Annotated in this window: 23 protein-coding genes; 13 read left to right on the top strand and 10 right to left on the bottom strand. The window is 67.2% G+C overall.

Going from position 1 to position 20,997, the window contains the following annotated elements:
• The first annotated feature begins 5 nt into the window (after positions 1-5).
• Positions 6-782, top strand: coding sequence for an enoyl-CoA hydratase (locus WA965_RS06745; protein WP_526303275.1), 777 nt, complete (start codon positions 6-8; stop codon positions 780-782).
• 3 nt (positions 783-785) lie between these two features.
• Here WA965_RS06745 and WA965_RS06740 read toward each other — a convergent pair whose 3' ends face one another.
• Both WA965_RS06740 and WA965_RS06735 read right to left on the bottom strand, forming a co-directional pair.
• Positions 786-1,487 carry a GntR family transcriptional regulator gene (locus WA965_RS06740; protein ID WP_178362321.1) on the bottom strand — a complete coding sequence of 234 codons (702 nt, stop codon included), beginning with the start codon at positions 1,485-1,487 and terminating at the stop codon, positions 786-788.
• Positions 1,484-2,017 (bottom strand): HD family phosphohydrolase, encoded by a 534-nt coding sequence (locus tag WA965_RS06735; protein ID WP_526303276.1) that lies wholly within the window; start codon positions 2,015-2,017, stop codon positions 1,484-1,486. Before WA965_RS06735 ends, WA965_RS06740 begins: the two co-directional genes overlap by 4 nt.
• Before the next feature lie 108 nt (positions 2,018-2,125).
• Here WA965_RS06735 and WA965_RS06730 point away from each other — a divergent pair, with 108 nt between their 5' ends.
• The 6 genes from WA965_RS06730 (at position 2,126) to WA965_RS06705 (ending at position 8,525) form a co-directional block, all read left to right on the top strand.
• On the top strand, positions 2,126-3,241 hold the full coding sequence (locus tag WA965_RS06730) for a TIGR03364 family FAD-dependent oxidoreductase (protein WP_526303277.1): 1,116 nt from the start codon (positions 2,126-2,128) through the stop codon (positions 3,239-3,241).
• A 189-nt stretch (positions 3,242-3,430) separates the two neighbouring features.
• Positions 3,431-4,105: a phosphonatase-like hydrolase gene (locus tag WA965_RS06725; RefSeq protein WP_178362401.1), complete on the top strand. Its 675-nt coding sequence runs from the start codon at positions 3,431-3,433 to the stop codon at positions 4,103-4,105.
• A 40-nt stretch (positions 4,106-4,145) separates the two neighbouring features.
• Complete coding sequence (locus tag WA965_RS06720) at positions 4,146-5,123, top strand: phosphate/phosphite/phosphonate ABC transporter substrate-binding protein (protein WP_178362318.1); 978 nt, start codon at positions 4,146-4,148, stop codon at positions 5,121-5,123.
• Positions 5,123-5,941 carry a phosphonate ABC transporter ATP-binding protein gene (phnC, locus tag WA965_RS06715; RefSeq protein WP_526303278.1) on the top strand — a complete coding sequence of 273 codons (819 nt, stop codon included), beginning with the start codon at positions 5,123-5,125 and terminating at the stop codon, positions 5,939-5,941. The genes WA965_RS06720 and phnC overlap by 1 nt, the downstream gene beginning before the upstream one ends.
• A 71-nt stretch (positions 5,942-6,012) precedes the next feature.
• Positions 6,013-7,536 carry a phosphonate ABC transporter, permease protein PhnE gene (gene phnE / locus WA965_RS06710; RefSeq protein WP_526303292.1) on the top strand — a complete coding sequence of 508 codons (1,524 nt, stop codon included), beginning with the start codon at positions 6,013-6,015 and terminating at the stop codon, positions 7,534-7,536.
• Positions 7,512-8,525, top strand: a complete 1,014-nt coding sequence (locus WA965_RS06705; RefSeq protein WP_526303279.1) for an alcohol dehydrogenase catalytic domain-containing protein — start codon at positions 7,512-7,514, stop codon at positions 8,523-8,525. The genes phnE and WA965_RS06705 overlap by 25 nt, the downstream gene beginning before the upstream one ends.
• A gap of 16 nt (positions 8,526-8,541) precedes the next feature.
• Here the strand turns inward: WA965_RS06705 and WA965_RS06700 are convergent, their stop codons facing one another.
• The 3 genes from WA965_RS06700 to WA965_RS06690 are packed head-to-tail and all read right to left on the bottom strand — an operon-like array spanning position 8,542 to position 11,755.
• The gene (locus WA965_RS06700) at positions 8,542-9,378 is read right to left on the bottom strand and encodes a sugar phosphate isomerase/epimerase family protein (protein WP_526303280.1); all 837 of its coding nucleotides are present in this window, start codon (positions 9,376-9,378) and stop codon (positions 8,542-8,544) included.
• On the bottom strand, positions 9,378-10,574 hold the full coding sequence (locus tag WA965_RS06695; protein ID WP_526303281.1) for a DUF993 family protein: 1,197 nt from the start codon (positions 10,572-10,574) through the stop codon (positions 9,378-9,380). Before WA965_RS06695 ends, WA965_RS06700 begins: the two co-directional genes overlap by 1 nt.
• A complete protein-coding gene (locus WA965_RS06690) occupies positions 10,571-11,755 on the bottom strand; it encodes a Gfo/Idh/MocA family protein (RefSeq protein WP_526447258.1) in 1,185 nt (394 codons plus the stop codon). Before WA965_RS06690 ends, WA965_RS06695 begins: the two co-directional genes overlap by 4 nt.
• A 227-nt stretch (positions 11,756-11,982) precedes the next feature.
• On the opposite strand from WA965_RS06690, the gene WA965_RS06685 reads away from it, so the two are divergent.
• From WA965_RS06685 to WA965_RS06670, 4 genes are all read left to right on the top strand, one after another.
• Positions 11,983-13,008, top strand: a complete 1,026-nt coding sequence (locus tag WA965_RS06685; RefSeq protein WP_526447256.1) for a LacI family DNA-binding transcriptional regulator — start codon at positions 11,983-11,985, stop codon at positions 13,006-13,008.
• A 134-nt stretch (positions 13,009-13,142) separates the two neighbouring features.
• Complete coding sequence (locus WA965_RS06680; RefSeq protein ID WP_178362311.1) at positions 13,143-14,021, top strand: ABC transporter permease; 879 nt, start codon at positions 13,143-13,145, stop codon at positions 14,019-14,021.
• Between the two features lie 58 nt (positions 14,022-14,079).
• Positions 14,080-15,111, top strand: coding sequence for an ABC transporter substrate-binding protein (locus WA965_RS06675; protein ID WP_526303284.1), 1,032 nt, complete (start codon positions 14,080-14,082; stop codon positions 15,109-15,111).
• A gap of 13 nt (positions 15,112-15,124) precedes the next feature.
• Positions 15,125-15,937, top strand: a complete 813-nt coding sequence (locus tag WA965_RS06670) for an ABC transporter ATP-binding protein (RefSeq protein ID WP_178362309.1) — start codon at positions 15,125-15,127, stop codon at positions 15,935-15,937.
• 15 nt (positions 15,938-15,952) lie between these two features.
• Here WA965_RS06670 and WA965_RS06665 read toward each other — a convergent pair whose 3' ends face one another.
• Entirely contained in the window at positions 15,953-16,384 is a 432-nt protein-coding gene (locus WA965_RS06665) for a MerR family transcriptional regulator (RefSeq protein ID WP_526303285.1), read from the bottom strand.
• A gap of 46 nt (positions 16,385-16,430) precedes the next feature.
• Between WA965_RS06665 and WA965_RS06660 the strand changes: the two genes are divergently transcribed.
• Both WA965_RS06660 and WA965_RS06655 read left to right on the top strand, forming a co-directional pair.
• Positions 16,431-17,051 carry a class I SAM-dependent methyltransferase gene (locus tag WA965_RS06660; RefSeq protein ID WP_526303286.1) on the top strand — a complete coding sequence of 207 codons (621 nt, stop codon included), beginning with the start codon at positions 16,431-16,433 and terminating at the stop codon, positions 17,049-17,051.
• Between the two features lie 9 nt (positions 17,052-17,060).
• A complete protein-coding gene (locus tag WA965_RS06655; protein ID WP_526303287.1) occupies positions 17,061-17,303 on the top strand; it encodes a hypothetical protein in 243 nt (80 codons plus the stop codon).
• A 1-nt stretch (position 17,304) separates the two neighbouring features.
• Here the strand turns inward: WA965_RS06655 and WA965_RS06650 are convergent, their stop codons facing one another.
• The 4 genes from WA965_RS06650 to WA965_RS06635 all read right to left on the bottom strand — a co-directional run.
• Positions 17,305-18,627, bottom strand: coding sequence for an MATE family efflux transporter (locus WA965_RS06650; protein WP_526303288.1), 1,323 nt, complete (start codon positions 18,625-18,627; stop codon positions 17,305-17,307).
• A gap of 17 nt (positions 18,628-18,644) precedes the next feature.
• Complete coding sequence (locus WA965_RS06645; RefSeq protein WP_526303289.1) at positions 18,645-19,643, bottom strand: DHH family phosphoesterase; 999 nt, start codon at positions 19,641-19,643, stop codon at positions 18,645-18,647.
• The gene (gene rbfA, locus WA965_RS06640; protein ID WP_178362304.1) at positions 19,618-20,115 is read right to left on the bottom strand and encodes a 30S ribosome-binding factor RbfA; all 498 of its coding nucleotides are present in this window, start codon (positions 20,113-20,115) and stop codon (positions 19,618-19,620) included. The genes WA965_RS06645 and rbfA overlap by 26 nt, the downstream gene beginning before the upstream one ends.
• 12 nt (positions 20,116-20,127) lie before the next feature.
• A partial coding sequence (locus WA965_RS06635) for a translation initiation factor IF-2 (RefSeq protein ID WP_526447254.1) occupies positions 20,128-20,997 on the bottom strand: 870 nt, incomplete at its 5' end.

Raw genomic sequence — 20,997 nt, 5'->3', positions numbered from 1 at the left:
AGCGGGTGACCAACCCTGCCGACTCTGCGCCCACCGACGTCCTGCTGATCGACACCCGCGACCGGATCCGGACGCTGACCCTGAACCGCCCCGCAGCACGTAACGCGTTGTCGTCGGCGCTGCGCACGCAGTTCTACGCGGCGCTGCGGGAGGCACAGGCCGACGACAGCGTCGACGTCGTCATCGTCACCGGAACCGATCCGGTGTTCTGCGCGGGGCTCGACCTCAAGGAACTGGGTGACACCACCGACCTTCCCGACATCTCCCCCAAGTGGCCGCCGATGACCAAGCCGGTGATCGGGGCCATCAACGGGGCAGCAGTGACCGGCGGACTCGAGATCGCCCTCTACTGCGACATCCTGATCGCCTCCGAGCAGGCCCGCTTCGCCGACACCCACGCCCGCGTCGGGTTGCTGCCCACCTGGGGTCTGTCGGTGCGCCTGCCGCAGAAGGTCGGTGTCGGGATGGCACGCCGGATGAGCATGACCGGTGACTACCTGTCCGCCGAGGACGCACTGCGCACCGGTCTGGTCACCGAAGTGGTCCCGCACGGTGATCTGCTCGACGCCGCCCGCCGCATCGCCACGTCGATCGTCGGCAACAACCAACGATCGGTGCAGGCGCTGTTGGCGTCCTATCACCGCATCGACGACGCACAGAACAGCGGCGCCCTCTGGCTCGAGGCCGACGCGGCCCGGGAGTGGATGAAGAGCGCCTCCGGTGACGACATCGCCGCCAGCCGCAGTGCGGTCATCGAACGCGGTCGCACCCAGGTGCGCTGATCCTCAGTCCGTCAGCTTGGCTTCGAACGCGACGCGGTCACCGCGATACAGCGCGCGGACCAGTTCAATGGGTTCGTCGTCGGTATCCACGGATCGTCGGTTCAGCAGCAGCATCGGCATCGCGGTGGTCGACTCGAGCAGATCGGCTTCACGCGGCGACGGCAACACGGTTTCGATCCGCTCGGTGGCCGAGCCGAACTGGACACCGGCAGCGCGGATGGCGGCGTACAGCGACGTCTCCGGGTCGAAGGTCTTCCTGAAGTCACCGAAGCGGTGCAAGGGCAGATAGGTGCTCTCCAGGCCGATGCGCTCGCCGTCGGCAAGCAACACGCGCTCCAGATGCATGACCGAACGCTTGGGCGAAATGGCCAGTGCGGCAGCCATTTCCGGAGTGGCTGCAATGTTCTCCCACGTGACCAGGAATCGCCCGGGCTTCCGCCCCATCACAATCGCACCCTCGGTGTAGGACTTCAGCGATAGTGGTTGCGTGAGTTTGGGCCGCGACACGACGGTGCCCCGGCCACGCCGTTCGATACGGCCTTCGACCAGGAGTTCGTGCAGCGCCTGGCGCACGGTCTCGCGGGCCACCCCGAATCGCAGTGCAAGCTCCCGTTCAGGGGGCACGGAGTCGCCCTCGACGAGGCTGGAGAGAATTTCGTCGAGGGCCGTCCGCACCACGTACGGCTTCGGCAACCGGGCTGTCATCGTGGTTGCTGAACATCCCTCGCGAGCACGCGTTCGGCGATGGTGAGCACGTCCCCGATTGTCGCACCTGTCGCCGTGGGATCCTTCGCGGCGTCATCGTAGCGGCGCAACCGGAGTGCGTCCGGCCACCACGGATGCCGGACGAACTCGTCGTCGAGCCCGGCGCCGCCCTGCCGCACCAACGACAGCGCCGACGTCTGCGACAAGCCGTCGCCGTAGCCCGGTTCCGTAGCGACCAGATAGCGCTTTGCCGCCACGTGCGCCCCCGCCAACCACCCCACCCGAATCCCGAACCGGGGTGTCAGCCATTCGCGCGCGATGTGGTCGTGACCCACGACCGCAGATCCATCGACCAGGGGACTGCGCGCGAGGTCGTGCAAGGCAGCGGCAAGCACCAACTCGTCGTCGGCATGGTCGTCGAGCGCGTGGGCGGCGGACTGCAGTGCATGGTCCAGTTCGTCGACGGCCTCTTCATCCCATTGCCCGCGAAGCGATCCCAGTAACGCCGCGGTTTCCTCGATCACAGACATGCGATACAGTATATCCCAATTGGTCTATACCATTTGTTCATCTGCCGTTCGCGTCGACGACACCGGGCGGCACCGTGTCGTCGCAATCGACGAGGAAGGGTGGGCTCGATGCGGGTCATCGTCATCGGAGGCGGAATCCTCGGCACTGCACACGCTTTCGAAGCAGTCAAGCGTGGACATCAGGTCACCCACCTCGAACGCGAGGTCGAGGCACGCGGCGCAACGGTGCGAAACTTCGGATTGGTCTGGGTCTCGGGGCGCGCCGATAGCGAACTGGAAACGAGTCTGCGATCGCGTGAACTCTGGGAAGATCTCGGCCGGAGGATTCCCGGCATCGGCTTCCGGCCGGCAGGATCGCTGACGTTGCTGCGCACACCCCGCGAGGTCGCGGTCGCCGAGGACGTCGCTGCGCGACCGGATGCCGGGGCCCGGGGTTTCGAACTACTGGAACCCGATCGGGTGCAGGCGCTGAATCCGGCTCTGCGTGGCAAATTCCTCGGGGGGCTTCACTGTTCGCGTGACGCCGCAGTCGAGTCCCGGCAGGCGCTGCCGGCGATACGCACCTACCTCGAGGCGACCGGCCGTTACCGGTTCCTCCCCTCCACCGAAGCCACGTCGATCACCGGTCGCACCGTTCGCGACGACCGCGGCAATCGCCACGAGGGAGATGTGATTCTGGTGTGCCCCGGCGCGGCACACGGCGGGCTGACCCGCGAGATCGCCGGCGACCTGCCAGTGCGCAGGGTGCGGCTGCAGATGATGCAGACAGCACCGCTCGACGAACAGCTGACCACCGCGATCGCCGACGGTGACAGCTTCCGCTACTACCCCGCGTTCCAAGGATCGGCGTTGGATGAACTGCGGCACAACGAGCCTCAGCACCTCGTTGCCGGTGAGAACCATATGCAGCTGTTGTGCGTGCAGCGGTTGCACGGTGGACTCACCATCGGCGACACCCACGCGTACGAAGAACCGTTCGATTTCGACGTCCACGAGGCGCCGTACGCCTACCTCACCGAGGTCGTCGAAGAATTCCTCGGCCGGCCGCTCCCGCCGGTCGTGCAGCGCTGGGCCGGGGTCTACAGCCAGTGCACCGCCCCGGACCAACTGGTCTGCCGGACGGCGGCGGACGACGTCGTATGGGTGATCACCGGTCCCGGCGGCCGCGGAATGACGCTGGGTCCGGCCCTCGGAGAGCAGACCGCCGACCTCGTCGGACTGTAGCCCCCACACAACCTTCGGCCCCTCAAGGCCGGCGTTCGGGTGCACTCATAAATTTGGTATAGACCAAAAGCGCCATCACTTGTTCACTCGCCGTTACCGTCGGGTGCACGCATTGGTCTATACCAAGGCTCAGGGTATTCACATGCCAAGAACCCGAAGCCTCGCCGCCGTTCTCAGGACCGGGGCGTGATGACCGCGATCTCGTTGGCCGTCATGGATATGGCCGGCACCACAGTCGCCGACGGCGGCCTGGTCATCCGAGCGTTCGACGAGGCGGCGACTGCGGTCGGCGTGCCCGCCGAAGGCACCGAACGCGAGACGGCCCGTCAGTACGTGCTCGACACCATGGGGCAATCGAAGATCGAGGTGTTCCGCGCACTGTTCTCCGACGAAAATCGCGCCCAGCAGGCCAACACCACGTTCGAGAAGGCCTACGACCAGTACATCGACGGCGGTGTGAAACCGATCCCCGGTGCGGCAGAGGCAATTTCGCAGCTCCAGTCGGCCGGCGTCAAGGTTGCGCTGACGACCGGTTTCAGCCCCGCCACCCAACAGCGAATCCTCGCCGCGCTCGGCTGGGAAACCCTGGCCGATCTGACGCTGGCACCAGGAGACGGCGGCCGCGGTCGACCCTATCCGGACCTGGTTCTCAACGCGTTGATGCGACTCGAGGTCGACGACGTCGCGACTGTGGCCGTTCTCGGCGACACCGGGAGCGACATCCTGTCGGGCCGGCGGGCCGGCGCTTCGCTGGTCGTGGGCTGCCTGACCGGGGCACACGACGAGCCGACCCTGCGCGCCGCAGGTGCCACCCACGTGCTCGACTCCGTCGCCGACTTCCCCCAACTCATCCTGTCCGCCTGACCCGAAAAAGCCGCCGAGCCAACCGAAAAGGACCTGACACATGACCACTCGCCTCCATCGACACGGCCGCACCGCAGCTGCTGCAGTTGCCGGCCTGGCACTCGCGCTGTCCGGATGTTCCGGATCCGACTCCGGCGGAGACTCCGTCAACGAGCAGGGTTTCCCGGCGACCATGACGTTGGCCGCCGTACCCGCAGAAAATTCTGCCGACCTCCAGGCCAGCTACGAGCCGCTCATCAAGCTGTTGGAGAAGGAAACCGGGTCCACCATCGAGTTCGTGCAGGCCTCCGACTACGCCGGTGTGGTCGAAGGCATGATCGCCGATAACGTCGATCTCGCGTTCTTCGGTCCATTCGCCTACGTCGTCGCCGGCCTCAACGGCGCCAAGCTCACCCCGCTGGGCGCGGTCATCGGCGAGAAGGGCGCGGAGCCCGGCTATCAGTCCTACGGCCTGGCCCGCTCGGAGGAAAGCAATATCAACGGCCTGGCCGACTTCGCGGGCAAGAAGGTGTGTTTCGTCGACCCCAGCTCGACATCTGGCTTCCTCTACCCGACCGCCGGACTGATCGAGGCCGGCGTGGTCGAGTCAGGTTCGGAAGCCGACATCTCTGCAGCCATGACGCCGATCTACGCCGGCGGCCACGATGCCTCCGCGTTGTCCATCGCCTCCGGAGACTGCGACGCGGGCTTCGCGTTCGACAGCATGGTGGACAGCACGATGATCGAGAAGGGCGACCTTCAGCCCGGTCAGCTCAAGACGGTGTGGAAGTCGGAGATGATCGCCGGTTCGGTGTTCGCGGCCAACGACTCTCTCGGACCCGAGGCCGTCGAGAAGCTGACCACGCTGTTCACCACCAAGGTCAATGCCGAGGCCCTGGAGGCCGAGGGGTTCTGCGAGAAAGACGGCTGCCTGATCACCGACGAGCGGGCCTGGGGCGTGGTCCCCGCAGCAGACGGCGACTACGACGGCGTCCGCAAGGTGTGTGAGGTCACCGGCTCGGAAAAGTGCAAGGGCTGATGAGCAATCTGTTGCATCCCGAGGTGGCCGGGGATGACGTCGTCATCTCCGCGAGAAACGTCACCAAGAGATTCGGCGACGCCACCGCGCTCGACGATGTGTCTTTGGACGTCCACCGCAGCGAAATGGTGGTGCTGCTCGGCCTTTCGGGGTCCGGCAAGTCCACTTTGCTGAGGTGCCTCAACGGCCTGCACCCGGTGACGTCCGGCACCGTCGAGGTCGGTGGGACGCATGTGCACAAGGCCTCGCAAGCGCAACTGAGGGCGTTGCGCCGCAACGTCGGATTCGTGTTCCAGCACTTCAACCTCGTCGGTCGACTCAGCTGCCTGGAGAACGTCCTGATCGGGGGTCTCGGCAAGTTGCGGGTGCCCCGCTACGGCGCGCTGACCTACCCGAAGAGCATGCGAGCCCAGGCCTTGGGTCATCTCGATCGCGTCGGGCTGGCCGACTTCGCCGAGCGCCGCGCGGACACGCTCTCCGGCGGACAACAGCAGCGGATCGCGATCGCCCGAACCTTGATGCAGAAGCCCGGCCTGCTGCTCGCCGACGAGCCGGTGGCGTCCCTCGATCCCGAGAATGCCGGTGTCGTCATGGATCTGCTGTTCCGGGTCTGCATCGAGGAGAAACTCACGGTGGTGTGCACGCTGCACCAGGTCGACCTCGCACTGGGGTGGGCGCACCGCCTGGTCGGCCTCCGCGGCGGCCAGAAGGTGCTCGACCGGCCGGCGGTGGGAATGACGCGCGACGACGTCATGGAGATCTACCAGCGCGTCGATCCAGCACTCTCGGAGTCGTCGTCGACTGCCCGCAAGTTGTGAGCACCACGATTGCCGACCGCCCGGTCGAGCCGGAGGAGCGGCGGCGCCGCGTCGGGCTCCCCAGCAAGGGCATGCTGCCCGCCCTGACCCTGGCTGCCGTGATCGCCACCCTGGTGTCGGCGTGGTACATCGACTTCGCGCCCACCACGCTGATCGACGGTCTCGACGAGGTCGGGCGGCTGCTCGACCGCATGTTCCCGCCGCGCCTGGACGACCCCGGCCGGATCGGAGGACTGGCGGTCGAGACCCTGCTGATGGCGCTACTGGGCACGGTGCTGGCCGCAGTGGCCTCGGTGCCACTGGCTTTCATGGCTGCCCGCAACACCACCCCGCATCCTGCCGTATATGCGGTCGCGCGGGCGTTCATCACATTCTGTCGCGCAATGCCCGATCTGTTGTTCGCGGTGCTCTTCGTCCGCGCGCTCGGTATCGGCGTGCTCCCAGGCATTCTCGCGCTCGCGCTGCACTCGATCGGAATGCTCGGCAAGTTGTTCGCCGACGCCATCGAGCAGACCGACGCGGGTCCGCGCGAAGCGGTGCGCAGTACCGGGGTGGGGTACTTCCGCGAGATGATCAATGCGGTCATCCCGCAGGTCATTCCGTCATGGATCGGCACATTCATCTACCGCATCGACATCAATCTCCGAATGTCGGTCGTACTCGGGTTCGTCGGCGCCGGCGGTATCGGATTCGCGCTGCAGGATGCGCTTCGCGGGCTGATATATCCACGCGCGCTGGGCATCGTCCTCGTCATCCTCGCACTCATCGTGGCGATGGAGCTGGTCGCCATCGGCGTCAGGAGAACGCTGCTCGTTCCCGCGCAGTCCAACCCGCGCCGTGACCGTGCGGTCCGCTTCATATCCTCCGGCGTGCTCGCCGGTCTCACCGTGGCCGCGTTCATCGTGTTGCAGCTGAACCCGCTGTCGTTGCTGACGTGGGTCGGGCCGTCGGTCGAGGTGTTCACCCGGATGGTCCCGCCGAACTTCGACGCGGTGGGCACTGCGCTGTGGAGCGCGGCAGCCCAAACCGTCGCGATCGGCGTCGTGTCCACCGCAATCGGCATCGTGCTGTCGATCCCGGTCGGCATCCTGGCTGCGCGCAACGTCACCCCCAACGGCACGCTGTACTGGCTGGCGCGCGGATGGATTCTGGCGGTACGCGCGGTACCTGAATTGATCCTGGCCGTGATCTTCGTAGCCGCGCTCGGACTCGGGCCGGTCGCCGGTACGTGTGCGCTCGCGATCGGCTCGGTGGGATTCCTCGCCAAACTGGTCGCCGACTCCGTCGAGGAGATCGATTCCGGACCCATGGAGGCGGTGCGCTCGGTGGGCGGTGGATGGTGGAAGACGTTGTTCTCCGCGGTCATACCGCAGGTCATGCCCGCCATGGTCGGCTCGAGCCTGTACATGTTCGACGTCAACATCCGCACCTCGACGATTCTGGGCATCGTCGGCGCAGGAGGCATCGGCTACCTACTGTTCGAGTCCATCAGGACCTTGAACTTCGACGTCGCCGGAGCGATCGTGCTCGTGATCTTCGTCGTGGTCTACGCCATCGAGAGGTTGTCAGGGTGGATTCGGTCGCGCCTCGTGTGACCCGGGCAGCGGTGTGGACCGGTGCCGGCATCGACGTCCGGGAGGTCGACATCCCGGAGCTGCTCGACGGAGAACTGCTGGTCCGGATACGACTGGCCACCGTCTGCGGCAGCGATCTGCACACCGTGAGCGGCCGACGAAAAGCGCCGTGTCCCTCGGTGCTCGGCCACGAGGCGGTCGGCGACGTCGTCGCGGTCGGGGCCGGCGCCGCGGCGCGGGTGGGTCAGCGCATCGTCTGGTCAGTCACCGTCGGATGCGGACAGTGCGCGCGCTGCCGTTCCGGTCGCACCGCCAAATGCCTGTTCGTGCGCAAGACCGGCCACGAGGGGTTCGACGGTGACTGGCCCCTCTCGGGGGGATACGCCGAGCACATCGTGCTGCCGAAGGGCATCGCGGTGGCCGAGGTGCCCCATGAGTTGACCGATGCGGTTGCCGCACAGGCGGCCTGCGCGACGGCCACGGTGATGGCCACGCTCGACCCGGCGGGAACCCTGGTAGGTCGCCGCGTGCTGATCTGCGGCGCGGGTCTACTCGGCGTCACGGCTGCGGCAGCCTGTGCCGATGCCGGCGCCGAGGTGTCGATCACAGACATCGATCCGCACCGACTCGAGTTGGCACGTCGATTCGGCGGCGTCCCCGACGAAGGTGGTCCGGTCGACGTTGCCATCGACTACACCGGCGCCACGTCGGCGGTCGGCAACGCCCTGGCCCGACTCGACGTCGGCGGCGTGCTGATCCTGGCCGGATCCGTCTTGCCGGGCCCCTCACTGGTAGTAGACCCCGAGGCGGTGGTCCGCGGCTGGCTGACCATCACCGGCGTGCACAACTACGAACCACACCACCTCTTCGCCGCGGTTCGGTTCCTGGCACGGACCCGCGACGTCTACCCGTGGGCCTCGATCGTTTCTGACCCGGTCGGCTTGGACGCGATCTCCGACGCGCTCGGTCCGACTCCGTCGGGGGTACTGCGGTCCGCTGTCCGGCCATGACCCGCAGTGCGGCTCCTCAGCCCGCCAGCGACGGCCACACCAGATCGTGGTACCGCTGCTTCATCGTCTCCAGCACAGTGCTGCCGTCGGTCGCCCACACGGCCTCGTTGAAGATCTCCACCTCGACATCGCCGACGTAGCCGGCATCGCGGACCAGCGCGCCGATCGCGGCGAAGTCGATGACGCCGTCGCCCATCATGCCGCGTGACACCAGAGGGTCTGCGGCCATCGGCACCAGCCAGTCGCAGATCTGGAAACTGCTGATCCGGCCCTGAGCGCCTGCAGCGGCGATCGCGCCGGCCAGTGCGGGATCCCACCACACGTGAAAGGTGTCGACGACGACGCCGACGGACCGCGCCGGATGCGGTGCCGCCAGCTCGAGAGCTTGTGTGAGCGTGCAGATCACCGCCCGATCGGCGCAGAACATCGGGTGCAGCGGCTCCAAAGCCAACCGCACGTCACGTTCGGCCGCGTAGGGCACGAGGTCGGCCAGCCGCTGCGCCATCCGGGCACGCGCGCCCACGAGGTCGCGATCGGGGATGCCGCCCATCACCATGATCAGCTCGGGGGCGCCGAGGGTGGCGGCCTCGTCGATGGCCCGTCGGTTGTCATCGACGGCAGCCGGACCATCGTCGACTCCGGTGAGGAATCCGCCCCGACACAACGACGACACCCGCAATCCGTTGTCGCGCAGACTCTTTGCCGACAGCTCGACTCCGGATTCGGCGACGCGGTCACGCCACACACCGATCGCGGGCAGGCCGGCCGCCGCGGTGACCTCCGCAGCCTGACGCAGGGTCCAGTTCTTCGTGGTCATCGTGTTGAGCGACAACCTGGCGAACGGATTCGACATCAGCCGACTCCGTTGACCGACAGGAACTCTCGCATCCGATGCGCCGCCAGATCCGGATCGGCGAGCAGTCCGGCACGGTCGGCCAGCACAAAGACCTCGCACAGGTGGCTCACGGAGCGTCCCGTGGCCAGTCCGCTGACCATCGTGAAGCCACGCTGGTGGTCGTTGAGCCACGCCAGGAACGCGATGCCGGTCTTGTAGTAGAACGTGGGTGCGGCGAAGATGTGACGGCCCAGCGCCCGGGTGGACTCGAGAATGTTCTGCGCGATGTCCCGGTTGCCGGCATCGAGTTCCTGCAGCGCCGTCGACGCAGCAGGATAGATCGCGGCGAAGATTCCGAGCAGGGCATCGGAGTGACCCTGGTCGTCACCGATGATCAGCTCGGGGTAGTTGAAGTCGTCACCGGTGTACATACGGACGCCGGCGGGCAGCGCCCGTCTCAGTTCGACCTCGTGCCGGGCATCGAGCAGCGACACCTTGACACCGTCCACCTTGTCGGCGTGCTGCTCGATGAGTTTCAGCAATACCCCTGTGGCGCTCTTGATGTCGGTACTCCCCCAATAGCCGCGCAACGCAGGATCGAACATCTCGCCGAGCCAGTGCAGTATCACGGGAGCGTCGGCCTCGGCGAGCAGGCTGCCGTAGACCGACAGATAGTCCGCGGGTGAGGACGCCGCTCCTGCGAGCGCTCTCGATGCCATCAGGATCACCCGGGCACCCGCTGCACGCACCACGTCGATCTGCTCGCGGTAGGCGTCGGTGATGACAGCCAGCCCGCGAGCGCCTCCGGGCACGTCGCCGCTTCCGAGCTGATCGGTGCCTGCACCGCAGGCCAGCAGACCGCCCACGGCAGCGGCCTCGCGCCCACTGCGTTCGATCAGCTCACGCGTGGCGGCCCAGTCCAGGCCCATGCCGCGCTGGGCGGTGTCCATCGCGTCGGCCACTCCGAGCCCGTAGGACCAGAGCTCATGGCGGTATGCCATCGTCGTGTCCCAGTCCAGCTCGGCAGGTGCGCCGGGAGTGTTGTCCGCCAGGGTCTTCGGCACCACGTGTGCCGCGGCGTAGACGACCCGGGAGGTGATCGGGGCGACGGGCCGACGCCACTGCCCCGGCTCGCCCAGGTGATAACGATCCAGCCCGACACCCGACGGCAACAGCACCGACGCGGTGGTCGCGGGGTCGGTGGTGGCCGTCACAGCACGATCTCCGGGACCTCGAGGCGACGCCCCTGCGCCGAACTCTGCAGGCCGAGTTCGGCCAGTTGCACACCGCGGGCAGCCGACAGCAATCCGAACCGGTGGGGCCGCGCGGCGGCGACGTCGCGCAGGAACTCCTCCCACTGCAGCTTGAAGCCATTGTCGAGGTCCGCGTTCGCCGGCACCTCGAGCCATTGGTCACGGAACGGCTCGGTCACCGGAAGATCGGGATTCCAGACGGGTTTGGGGGTGTGCGCCCGTTGCTGGGCCACACAGCGCCTCAGTCCGGCGACCGCGGACCCGTGCGTGCCGTCGATCTGGAACTCCACGAGTTCGTCCCGGTATACCCGTACCGCCCAGGAGGAGTTGATCTGAGCGACGATGCCGCCGTCGATCTCGAAGATCCCGTACGCGGCGTCGTCGGCGGTCGCACTGTAGGGTCGGCGGTCCTCGTCCCACCGCGTCGGGATGTGGGTGACAGCACGCGCGGTCACCGCCTGCACCGGCCCCAGGAGACTCTCCATGACGTAGTTCCAGTGGCAGAACATGTCGACGGTGATGCCGCCGCCGTCCTCGGACCGGTAGTTCCAACTCGGCCGCTGGGCGGGTTGGCCGTCGCCTTCGAACACCCAGTAGCCGAACTCGCCACGCATCGACAGGATGCGTCCGAAGAATCCCTCGTCGACCAGCCGCCGAAGCTTGACCAGGCCCGGCAGGTACAGCTTGTCATGCACCACGCCGGCCACCACCCCGGCGTTCTCCGCCATCCGGGCCAGTTCTATTGCCTCCGCGAGGGTTTCAGCGGTCGGCTTCTCGGTGTACACGTGCTTTCCGGCCTTGATCGCCGACGTCAGCGCCTCGACCCGCCGGGACGTCACCTGGGCGTCGAAGTACACGTCGATCGTGGGGTCGGCGATCACCGACGCGGCATCGGTGGTCCACTCCGTGACGCCGTGCTGCGCGGCCAGGGCGGCGATCTTGTCGGCGTTGCGGCCGATCAGGATCGGCTCGACGTCGATGCGGGTGCCGTCCTCGAGCAACAGACCGTCGTCGCGCAGAGGAAGGATCGAGCGCACCAGGTGCTGGCGGTAGCCCATCCGCCCGGTGACGCCGTTCATGGCGATGCGGAGTGTTCTCCGACCGTTTCCAGGGGGCGTCGACGATGATGTCGGTGAAGTCATCAGGAAGCTTCCTTGTCCGTGCACCTCGGCGGATCTCGGCCGCCACCGGCGCGTGCTGTCGATTGACCTGCACCAGTCGCACCTCAGGGGAGAGGAAACGTGGTGTCAGCACTTCGGAATGCGCTTTCCAGCGTAAGCTGTACAGGCGTCACGGTCAACCCGGACCGCGTCGGCCACCGGTGCGGCCCGCGGCGACAACACGGCACTCGAGAGCGGGAGCAGCGAACATGGCGGCGGTGACACTCCAGGATGTGGCGGTGCGGGCCGGCGTCTCACAGGCCACCGCGTCGCGGGTGCTCAACGGATCCAGCAGGATTCCGGGAGAAGGGGTGGCAGACCGCGTCCGCACCGCCGCCCGAGAACTCGGCTACGTGCCGAATGCACAGGCCCAGGCCCTGGCACGGGCATCCACCGGACTCCTCGGCCTGATCGTTCACGACATCGCCGACCCGTACTTCTCGTCGATCGCCCGCGGCGTCCAGGCGGCCGCCAGGACCGCCCGCAAGCAGGTGCTGCTGGCCAGCACCGAACGTGACTACGACATCGAACGGGAGTCGGTGAGCACCTTCATCGCCCACCGCGCCGATGCGATCGTCCTTGCCGGATCCCGCCAGAGTGGGCACCTCGACCGCGATCTGGAAACCGAGTTCGGCCGCTACCAGGACAACGGCGGACGAGTCGTGGTCATCGGCCAGCCACTGGCGTTCGGCAGTGCCGTCGAGCCCGAAAACCATTCGGCCTCAGGTGAGTTGGCGAACGCCCTGGTGGCTGCGGGACACACCCAGTTCGCGATCATCGGCGGCCCCGGCAGCATTCGGACGGCAGTGGACCGGCGCAACGGATTCGTCGAGGCGCTGGGACGCTGCGGACTCACCCCGCTGGTCGAGGTGTCCGGTGACTTCACCCGCGACGGCGGGTACTCCGCCGCGCGACGACTCGCGGCCGCCCTGCAGCTCCATCCCGACGCCGGCGGCCCGCCGATCTGCGTGTTCGCCGTCACCGACGTGATGGCGATCGGCGCCATCGCGGCCTGGCGTGGACTGGGACTCCAGGTGCCCCGGGATGTGTGCATCGCGGGCTTCGACGACATCCCCACGCTGCGTGACCACACCCCGAGCCTGTCCACGGTGGCCCTACCCTTGGAGCAGATCGGCGCCCGGGCGATCGAACTGGCGCTGTGCTCGGACATCGACGGTCTGCGGGAGCGCGTCGCGGGGCAGGTTGTGCTCCGCGACAGCACCAAACTTCTCTGACCAGCCGGTTTGCGGCTCAGGCCGGGAATCGATTGACAGTGTGCGCTGGGTCACGTTATCGTCGGAACCGCTTCGGAAAGCGCATTCCCACTCGGGTCCCGATACTCGAGCACTGCAACCAAGGGACATTCCACATGGCGATAACCGCATCGGCGGGCTTGCGCCCCTCCGGGTCGGCCTCCCCGCCGACCACCACCCGACGACGCTCCTGGCGGCCGAGTTTCCCGGTGCGCCGAACCGCGGCCAACCTGTGGCGACCGCTGGCGTTGGTACTCGCGCTCCTCGCCGGATGGTGGGCGGTCACCGAGGCCGAACTGGTGGCGCCCTACATCCTGCCGTCCCCCGCGGACACCTGGCGCGTCACCCAGGAGAACGCCGCCTACCTGGCGCAGAACACCTGGGTGACCGCCTGGGAGACGGTGATCGGGTTCGTCATCGCCGCCATCGTCGGGGTGCTCGTCGCCGTGGTGATGGTCTACTCGGCGAGTCTGGAGAAAACCGTCTACCCACTGATCCTGTTCGCCCAGGTGATCCCGAAGATCGCCATCGCGCCACTGTTCGTCGTGTGGCTGGGGTTCGGACCGTCCCCGAAGATCCTGGTGGCTGTCCTGATGGCCTTCTTCCCGATCGTCATCTCGGGGCTTGCCGGGTTGCGCTCGGTCGACCCCGAAATCCTCGAGCTCACCTCGACGATGGGCGCGAGCAGGTTCAAGACGTTCATGAAGATCCGCTTTCCCGCTTCACTGCCCCAGCTGATGTCGGGGCTGAAGGTGGCAGCCACCCTGGCGGTCACCGGCGCCGTGGTCGGCGAATTCGTCGGCGCCAACGAAGGTCTCGGATACGTCATCCTGCAGGCCAACGGCAACCTCGACACCGCGATGCTGTTCTCCGCGCTGATCATCATGTCGATCCTCGGCATCGTGCTGTTCGCGATCATCGAGATCGCCGAAAGGCTGCTGATCCCGTGGCACGCCTCGCGCCGCACCGTGAATTCCGCTTCCACCGCCGCCTGACCGCGACGCCAACACCGAATCAGGAGTAATACCAATGACTTTGACTCGAGGACGTACCATGGCGGCCATCGCCGCCGCAGCCGCCGCGATGCTGACCATCACCGCCTGCGGTGGCACCAGCACCCCATCGGAGACCACCCCCGCCGCAGACGGCGGAGCCGAAGGTTCGACGACACCGGCGACGCTGATGCTGAACTGGTATCCCTACGGTGAGCACGCCCCGCTGTACTACGGCGTGCAGGAAGGCATCTTCGCCGACCACGGCATCGACTTGACCATCGAACCCGGCCAGGGGTCCACGAGGACCGCTCAGGCGGTCGGCGGTCAGCAGGTCGACTTCGGCTGGTCCGACACCGCGGCGGTGTTGAGCAACATCGACCAGGGCGTCGACATCAAGAGCATCGGGGTCTTCCTGCAGACCACTCCGTCGGCGGTTCAGGTGTTCGCCGACTCCGGGATCGAGGAACCGGCCGATCTGGCGGGCCGCACCATCGCGGTATCTGCCGGAGATGCGCCCACCACCACATTCCCGCTGTTCCTGGCCGACGTCGGCCTGAACCCCGATGAGGTCGGCCAACAGAACCTGGACTCGGCCGGAAAGATGGCGGCCCTGTTGGCCGGCCGGGTGGACGGGCTGATCGGGTTCGCCCACGATCAGGGACCCAACCTCGCCGACAAGAGTGGCCGCGAGATGCGCTACTTCCGCTACTCCGATGCCGGCTTGAACTTCTTCAGCAACGGACTGATCGCGCACAACTCGACGATCGCCGACAACCCGGAACTGGTACAGGCGATGCTGGATGCCACCAGTGAGTCCTACGCCGCGGCCATCGAGAATCCTGAAGCCGCGGTCGCGGCCATGGTCGGCGTCGACCCCCAGACGCCCCCGGAGCATGTGCTGCTCCAGCAGTGGCAGGAGACCATTCCGCTGCTGAGCACTCCGGCCACCACCGGGCAGGCCCCCGGCACGAACGCCGAGGAGGACTGGACCTTCACCATCGCCACGCTCAGCGACGCCGGACTGCTGCAGAGCGCCAAAGACCCTGGCGAGTACTGGGCGTCGTCCTTCGCCCCCAATGCCGGGCAGTAGGGAGAGCCACGATATGACCACCGCATCCATCACCGCGCCGAGGACCACCATGACCTCTGACGCCATCACCATCGAGAACCTGAACGTGACGTTCTCGTCGAAACGTGCCACCGTCACCGCGATCGAGGATGTCGATCTGCGGGTCGCCGACGGCGAGTTCGTGTCGATCGCCGGCCCTTCGGGCTGCGGTAAATCGACGCTGCTCAAGGTCGTCGCCGGCCTGACCGAGTCCACGTCGGGCACGGTTCGGCTGCGCGGCAACAGCGTTGACGGTCCGCAGCGCGAAATCGGCTACGTGTTCCAGCGCGCTGCGCTTCTGGAATGGCGCTCGGTCCGCAAGAACATCCTGCTGCAGGCGGAGATGCGCGGCATGCCGCGTCAGGTCGCCCAGCGCCGATGCGACCAGCTGATCGACATGACCGGCCTCACCGGGTTCGAGAACGCGCTGCCCTATGAGCTTTCCGGCGGTATGCAGCAACGTGTTTCGTTGTGCCGGGCGCTGCTGCACGAACCGAGCGTGCTGCTGATGGACGAGCCGTTCGGAGCTCTCGACGCCTTGACCCGCGAAAAGATGAACGTCGAGTTGCACCGTATCTGGCGTGAAACCGGCACGACGGTGGTTCTGGTGACCCATTCGGTCGCCGAGGCGGTATACCTCGCCAACCGGGTGGTCGTGATGAGTCCGCGGCCGGGTCGAGTCGTCGAGACACTCGACGTCGACCTGCCTGCCGAGCGGGATTATGCCGAAAGCATGGAGCGCCCGGAATTCATCCGGGTCGCCAACCGGGTGCGTGATCTGCTCGGCAGCACGACGGCCGCGGACTGATCGCGCCAGCCCGCGTCATTCGGCCGGAGGGTGCTCGGCGGCAAGCTGTTCCACACTCATCCCATTGAGCAGTCCGTCCAAGGCACCTCTCATGGTGGCGCACTCGCGGGCGGGGTGCTCAGTCGGACAGTGCAACGCGTGTGTGAGGAACTGCTGCGCTGCCCGCGCCTGCGCGATCACCCGGTCCAGTTCGTCGATCTGGTCACGGACTGTGTCGCGCCACTGCTCACTCGGGGCGTCGAGCACGGCAGCCGCGGTGTCCAGTGGCAGCCCCAGCCGATGCACGATCTTGAGAAATGCCAAGCGGCGTAGCTCCTCGATGCCATACATCCGGCGGCCTGACCGCCTCGACCGCGGGCGCACCAACCCACGCTCGTCGTAGTACCGCAACGCCGACGGCGTCATCTGCAGCCGCGATGCGGCTTCGCTGATCGGTATCACGTCCATACCGCCATTTGACTTCAACCCGGCTTGAACGGGCAAGGTCTACTCCATGAGCGATGAATCGTCCCCTATGCCGGTGAACCACCACGGTGACCACCCGGGCTTCGCCGGGATCACCGGCACTCTCTTCGGGCTGGTGTTCTTGCTCACGGGCCGTCGAAATGCCCGACTGGCAGCCGACCTCGCGCAGGTCTCGGCGGCCGACCATGTGGTCGACATCGGCTGCGGCCCCGGCACTGCCGCCAGGGTCGCCGCCCGTCGCGGCGCGCACGTCACCGGCATCGACCCGTCGGCTCCCCTGCTGCGACTGGCCCGGGCAGTCACGCGCCGACGTACCGCCGTCACGTGGGCCGAGGGCAGTGCCGAGGACCTTCCCGTTGCCGACGGTTCGGCCTCGGTCATCTGGGCGCTGTCGACCGTGCACCACTGGCGCGATGTCGGTACGGGTTTGGCACAGGTTCACCGGGTGCTGGCGCCCGGCGGCCGGTTGCTTGCCGTCGAGCGTCGATCACCGCCGGACGCCACAGGGTTCGCCAGTCACGGCTGGACCGCACAGCAAGCGGAATCCTTTGCGGCGCTGTGCCGTACGGCAGGGCTGGTGGATCTACGGGTCCGCTGCCACGGAGCCGGCCGCGCAGAGGTATGGACGGTGAGTGGCGTCCGGCCCTAGGCTCCGACCGTGAACCAGGCGCATCAATGCTGCGGCGGCGACGAGTGGCGTGCGATGATCCGCGACGTCATCCTGCCGTGGGCCATCGGTGATCATCAACTGGGCGATGACGTCCTCGAGGTGGGCCCCGGGTACGGGGCGACCACGGACGTTCTGAGCAGGACCGTCGCGCAGCTCACGTCGGTGGAGATCGACGACGTGCAGGTGCGCACCAACCCGTTCGGCTGGGCCGCGGTCGCCCGGAGAAGCTGAGCTACACCGTTCCCGGGACCAGCCAGCGCCCTGAGAGCACCCGCCAACCGACGAACACCAGCCGCAGCACCATGAACATGCTCAGGCCCATCCAGATCCCCAGCAGCCCCCATCCGAACGCCAACGACAACCAGATCATCGGCAGAAATCCGACCAGGGCGCTGACGAGCGTCGCATTGCGCATGAACTTGGCGTCACCGGCACCGAGCAACACCCCGTCGATGGCGAAGACGATTCCGGCTACCGGCAATTGGGCCACCAGGAACCACCAGGGCACACTCATCTCGTCGAGCACCGAACGGTCATCGGTGAAGATTCCGGGCACCACCGAGGCCCCCAGCGCGAACAACGCAGCCAGCACGGTGCCGGCCACTGTCGAGAAGATCGTCACCCGCCACGCCACCGATTTCGCGTGCGCCAGCTGGCTCGCTCCGAGCGCGGCGCCGACCAATGATTGTGCCGCGATGGCCAGTGAATCGAGCACCAGCGCAAGGAAACTCCACAGCTGCAGCACGACTTGGTGTGCGGCGACAGCGGCCGCCCCGAACCGGGCCGCGACCGCACCGGCGGAGACGAAGCACGCCTGGAACGCCAGGGTCCGCAGCACCAGGTCGCGGCCCATCACCACCTGCGCGCGCAGGATCGAGGGCTGCAGCCCCAGCGGGACCCTCTCGACGAACAGCGCGCGGAAGAACAACACCGCGGCCAGCCACTGACCGATCAGATTGGCGACCGCCGAGCCGGGCAGGCCCAGCCGCGGGGCCCCCAACCAGCCGTAGACCAGCACTGGACACAGCACCGCGGACACTGCGAAACCGACGATGACATAACGGAGCGGCCGCATGGTGTCCTGGACGCCACGCATCCAGCCGTTGCCCGCCGCGGCGACGAGGATCGCCGGTACCGCCAGGCTGGCGATGCGCACCCACGGCAGTGCCGCCTCGGCGATCTCACCGCCGGCGGCGAGGGCGGACACCAGTGGGTCCGCGGTCAGTTGCACAGCGATCACGATGCTGACGCCGATGCCCAACGCCAGCCAGGTGGCTTGCACCCCCTCCCCGACCGCCGCAGCCCGGCGGCCGACCCCGTAGAACCGTGCGGCACGGGCCGTGGTGCCGTAGGACAGGAAGGTCAGCTGAGAGCTCAGCACACCCATGATCAACGCGCCGATCGCCAGACCGGCCAGGCTCAGAGCGCCGAGACGGCCGATGACGGCGAGGTCGAAGAGCAGGTAGAGAGGCTCGGCGGCCAAGACTCCCAGCGCGGGGAACGCCAGCGCGGCGATTCGGCGACTGGTCGCCGGCTGGAGTGTCCCGTCAGCCAAGGCGTTCGTCGACGGAGTCAGCCCAGCGCATCGGCGAGCGCCTGCACCACGTCGTCTGCGTTGCCGACCGCCGAATAGCCGGCGGCGAGGCGGTGGCCGCCGCCGCCGAACTCGCTGGCGACCGCGGCGATGTCGAGCGACTTCGAGCGCATCGACACCGACCATTTCCGCGGCTCGATTTCCTTGAACACCGCTGCCACCTCGGCCTGCTGCGTGGTGCGGACGATATCGACGATGCTCTCCACCTCCTCCGGCCGTGCGCCGGACCACTCCTCGTGGGTGACCACGGCGTACACCAGGCCGCGGCCGTCGGCGACGTCGGCGAGCAGCCGAGCCGATCCCAGGACCCGCGACAGCATGGGAAGCCATGCGAACGGGTGGGTGTCCAGCAGGGTGCGGCTGATCGCCGCGTTGTCGACGCCGAGATCGACCAGACGCGCCGCAAGTCGGTGCGCGCGGGCACTCGCCCAACGGAACGAACCGGTGTCGGTGGTCAGACCCGCGTACAGACAGTGCGCGACGTCCGCGTCGATCGGCTTGTCCCAGGCATCCAGGAGGTCGGCGACCAGCATCGTCGTCGAATCCGCGGACGAGTCAACGTAGTTCGCGGTGCCGAACAGATTGTTGGAGGCATGGTGGTCGATGACCAACACCGGCCGGCCGGGCGCAGCGCAATCGCCCAACGCGCCCAACCGGTTCATGCTCGGGATGTCCACTGTGACCACCAGGTCGGCGTCACGACGAAGATCCTGCGAGGCCACCAGCAGGTGACCGCCGGGCAGCGACTGCAGTGATTCCGGTAGCTGCGCCGGCTCGGCGAAGCTGACCTCGACGGATTTGCCCGCGCGGTCGAGAACCAACGCCAACGCCAGCCCTGCACCGATGGTGTCGGCATCGGGGAAGACATGACAGACCACGCTGACGGAGTCGGCGTCCGAAAGGAGTGCAGCAGCGGCACGCGCATCGACGCGCGCACCGGTCACCAGTGCGTCAGTCGTCGTCTCTGTTGCGGTCACCAGTGTCCTCAGCGTCCGGCCCCACGTCTGCTGTGTCCTCCGCCCCGGTTACACGGTACGGGTCGGCGTCACCGGCATGCTTGGCGCCTTGGCGAACCCTAGCCAAATCCTCATCTGCCGCCCGCGCACGGGCCAGCAGTTCTTCCATGTGGGCCGAGGTCTCCGGCACCTTGTCGAGGACAAAGGCCAGCGTCGGGGTGAAACGCACACCGGTGGCCGCACCGACCTTGCTCCGCAGCGTGCCCTTGGCCCGCTCCAGCGCCGCCGCGGCCGCCGCGTAGTCGGGTTCCTCCTGCAACGTCTCGCCGCGCACCGTGTAGTACACCGTGGCGTCGTGCAGATCTCCCGTGACCTTCGTGTCCGTGATGGTCACGAAGGCCAGCGGGGGATCCTTGATCTCGAACTCGATCGCCGACGCCACCACCGTGCCGATGCGTTTGGACAGCCTGCGCGCCCGACCGACATCAACCATGGCTGCTGGTCATCACGTGCGTGCTTTTTCGACGAGCTCGTACGCCTCGATGACGTCGCCTTCCTTGATGTCGTTGTAGGTCAGAGTCAGACCGCACTCATAACCTTCGCGGACCTCGGTGGCATCGTCCTTCTCCCGCTTGAGCGACGAGATCGTGACCGTCTCGGCCACCACCACGTTGTCGCGCAACAGGCGGGCCTTGGCGTTGCGCCGCATGATGCCCGAGGTGACGAGGCAACCGGCGATATTGCCGACCTTCGACGACCGGAAGATCGCCCGGATCTCGGCGCGGCCGAGTTCCTTCTCCTCGTAGACCGGCTTGAGCATGCCCTTGAGCGCACTCTGGATCTCGTCGATCGCCTGATAGATCACCGAGTAGTACCGGATGTCGACGCCCTCGCGGTTGGCCAGCTCGGTGGCCTTGCCTTCCGCACGGACGTTGAACCCGATGATGATCGCGTCCGATGCCGACGCCAGGTTGACGTTGGTCTCGGTGACACCGCCGACACCGCGGTCGATGACGCGCAGTTCCACCTCGTCGTCGATCTCGATCCCGTACAGGGCCTCTTCCAGCGCCTCGACGGTGCCGGAGTTGTCGCCCTTGAGGATCAGGTTCAGCTGCGACGTTTCCTTCAGCGCGGCGTCCAGATCGTCCAGGCTGATGCGCTTGCGTGTCTTGGCGGCCAGCGCGTTGCGCTTGCGCGCGCTGCGCCGGTCGGCGATCTGCCGGGCGATCCGGTCCTCGTCGACGACCAGCAGGTTGTCGCCTGCTCCTGGCACCGACGTGAAGCCGATGACCTGCACCGGCCGGGACGGCAGCGCCTCGCTGACGTCCTCGCCGTGCTCGTCGACCATGCGGCGGACGCGGCCATACGCGTCGCC

It is taken from the genome of Mycobacterium sp. (assembly GCF_049683935.1).
In the GTDB taxonomy this organism is placed as follows: domain Bacteria; phylum Actinomycetota; class Actinomycetes; order Mycobacteriales; family Mycobacteriaceae; genus Mycobacterium.
This window is presented reverse-complemented; position numbering and strand designations above follow the sequence as displayed.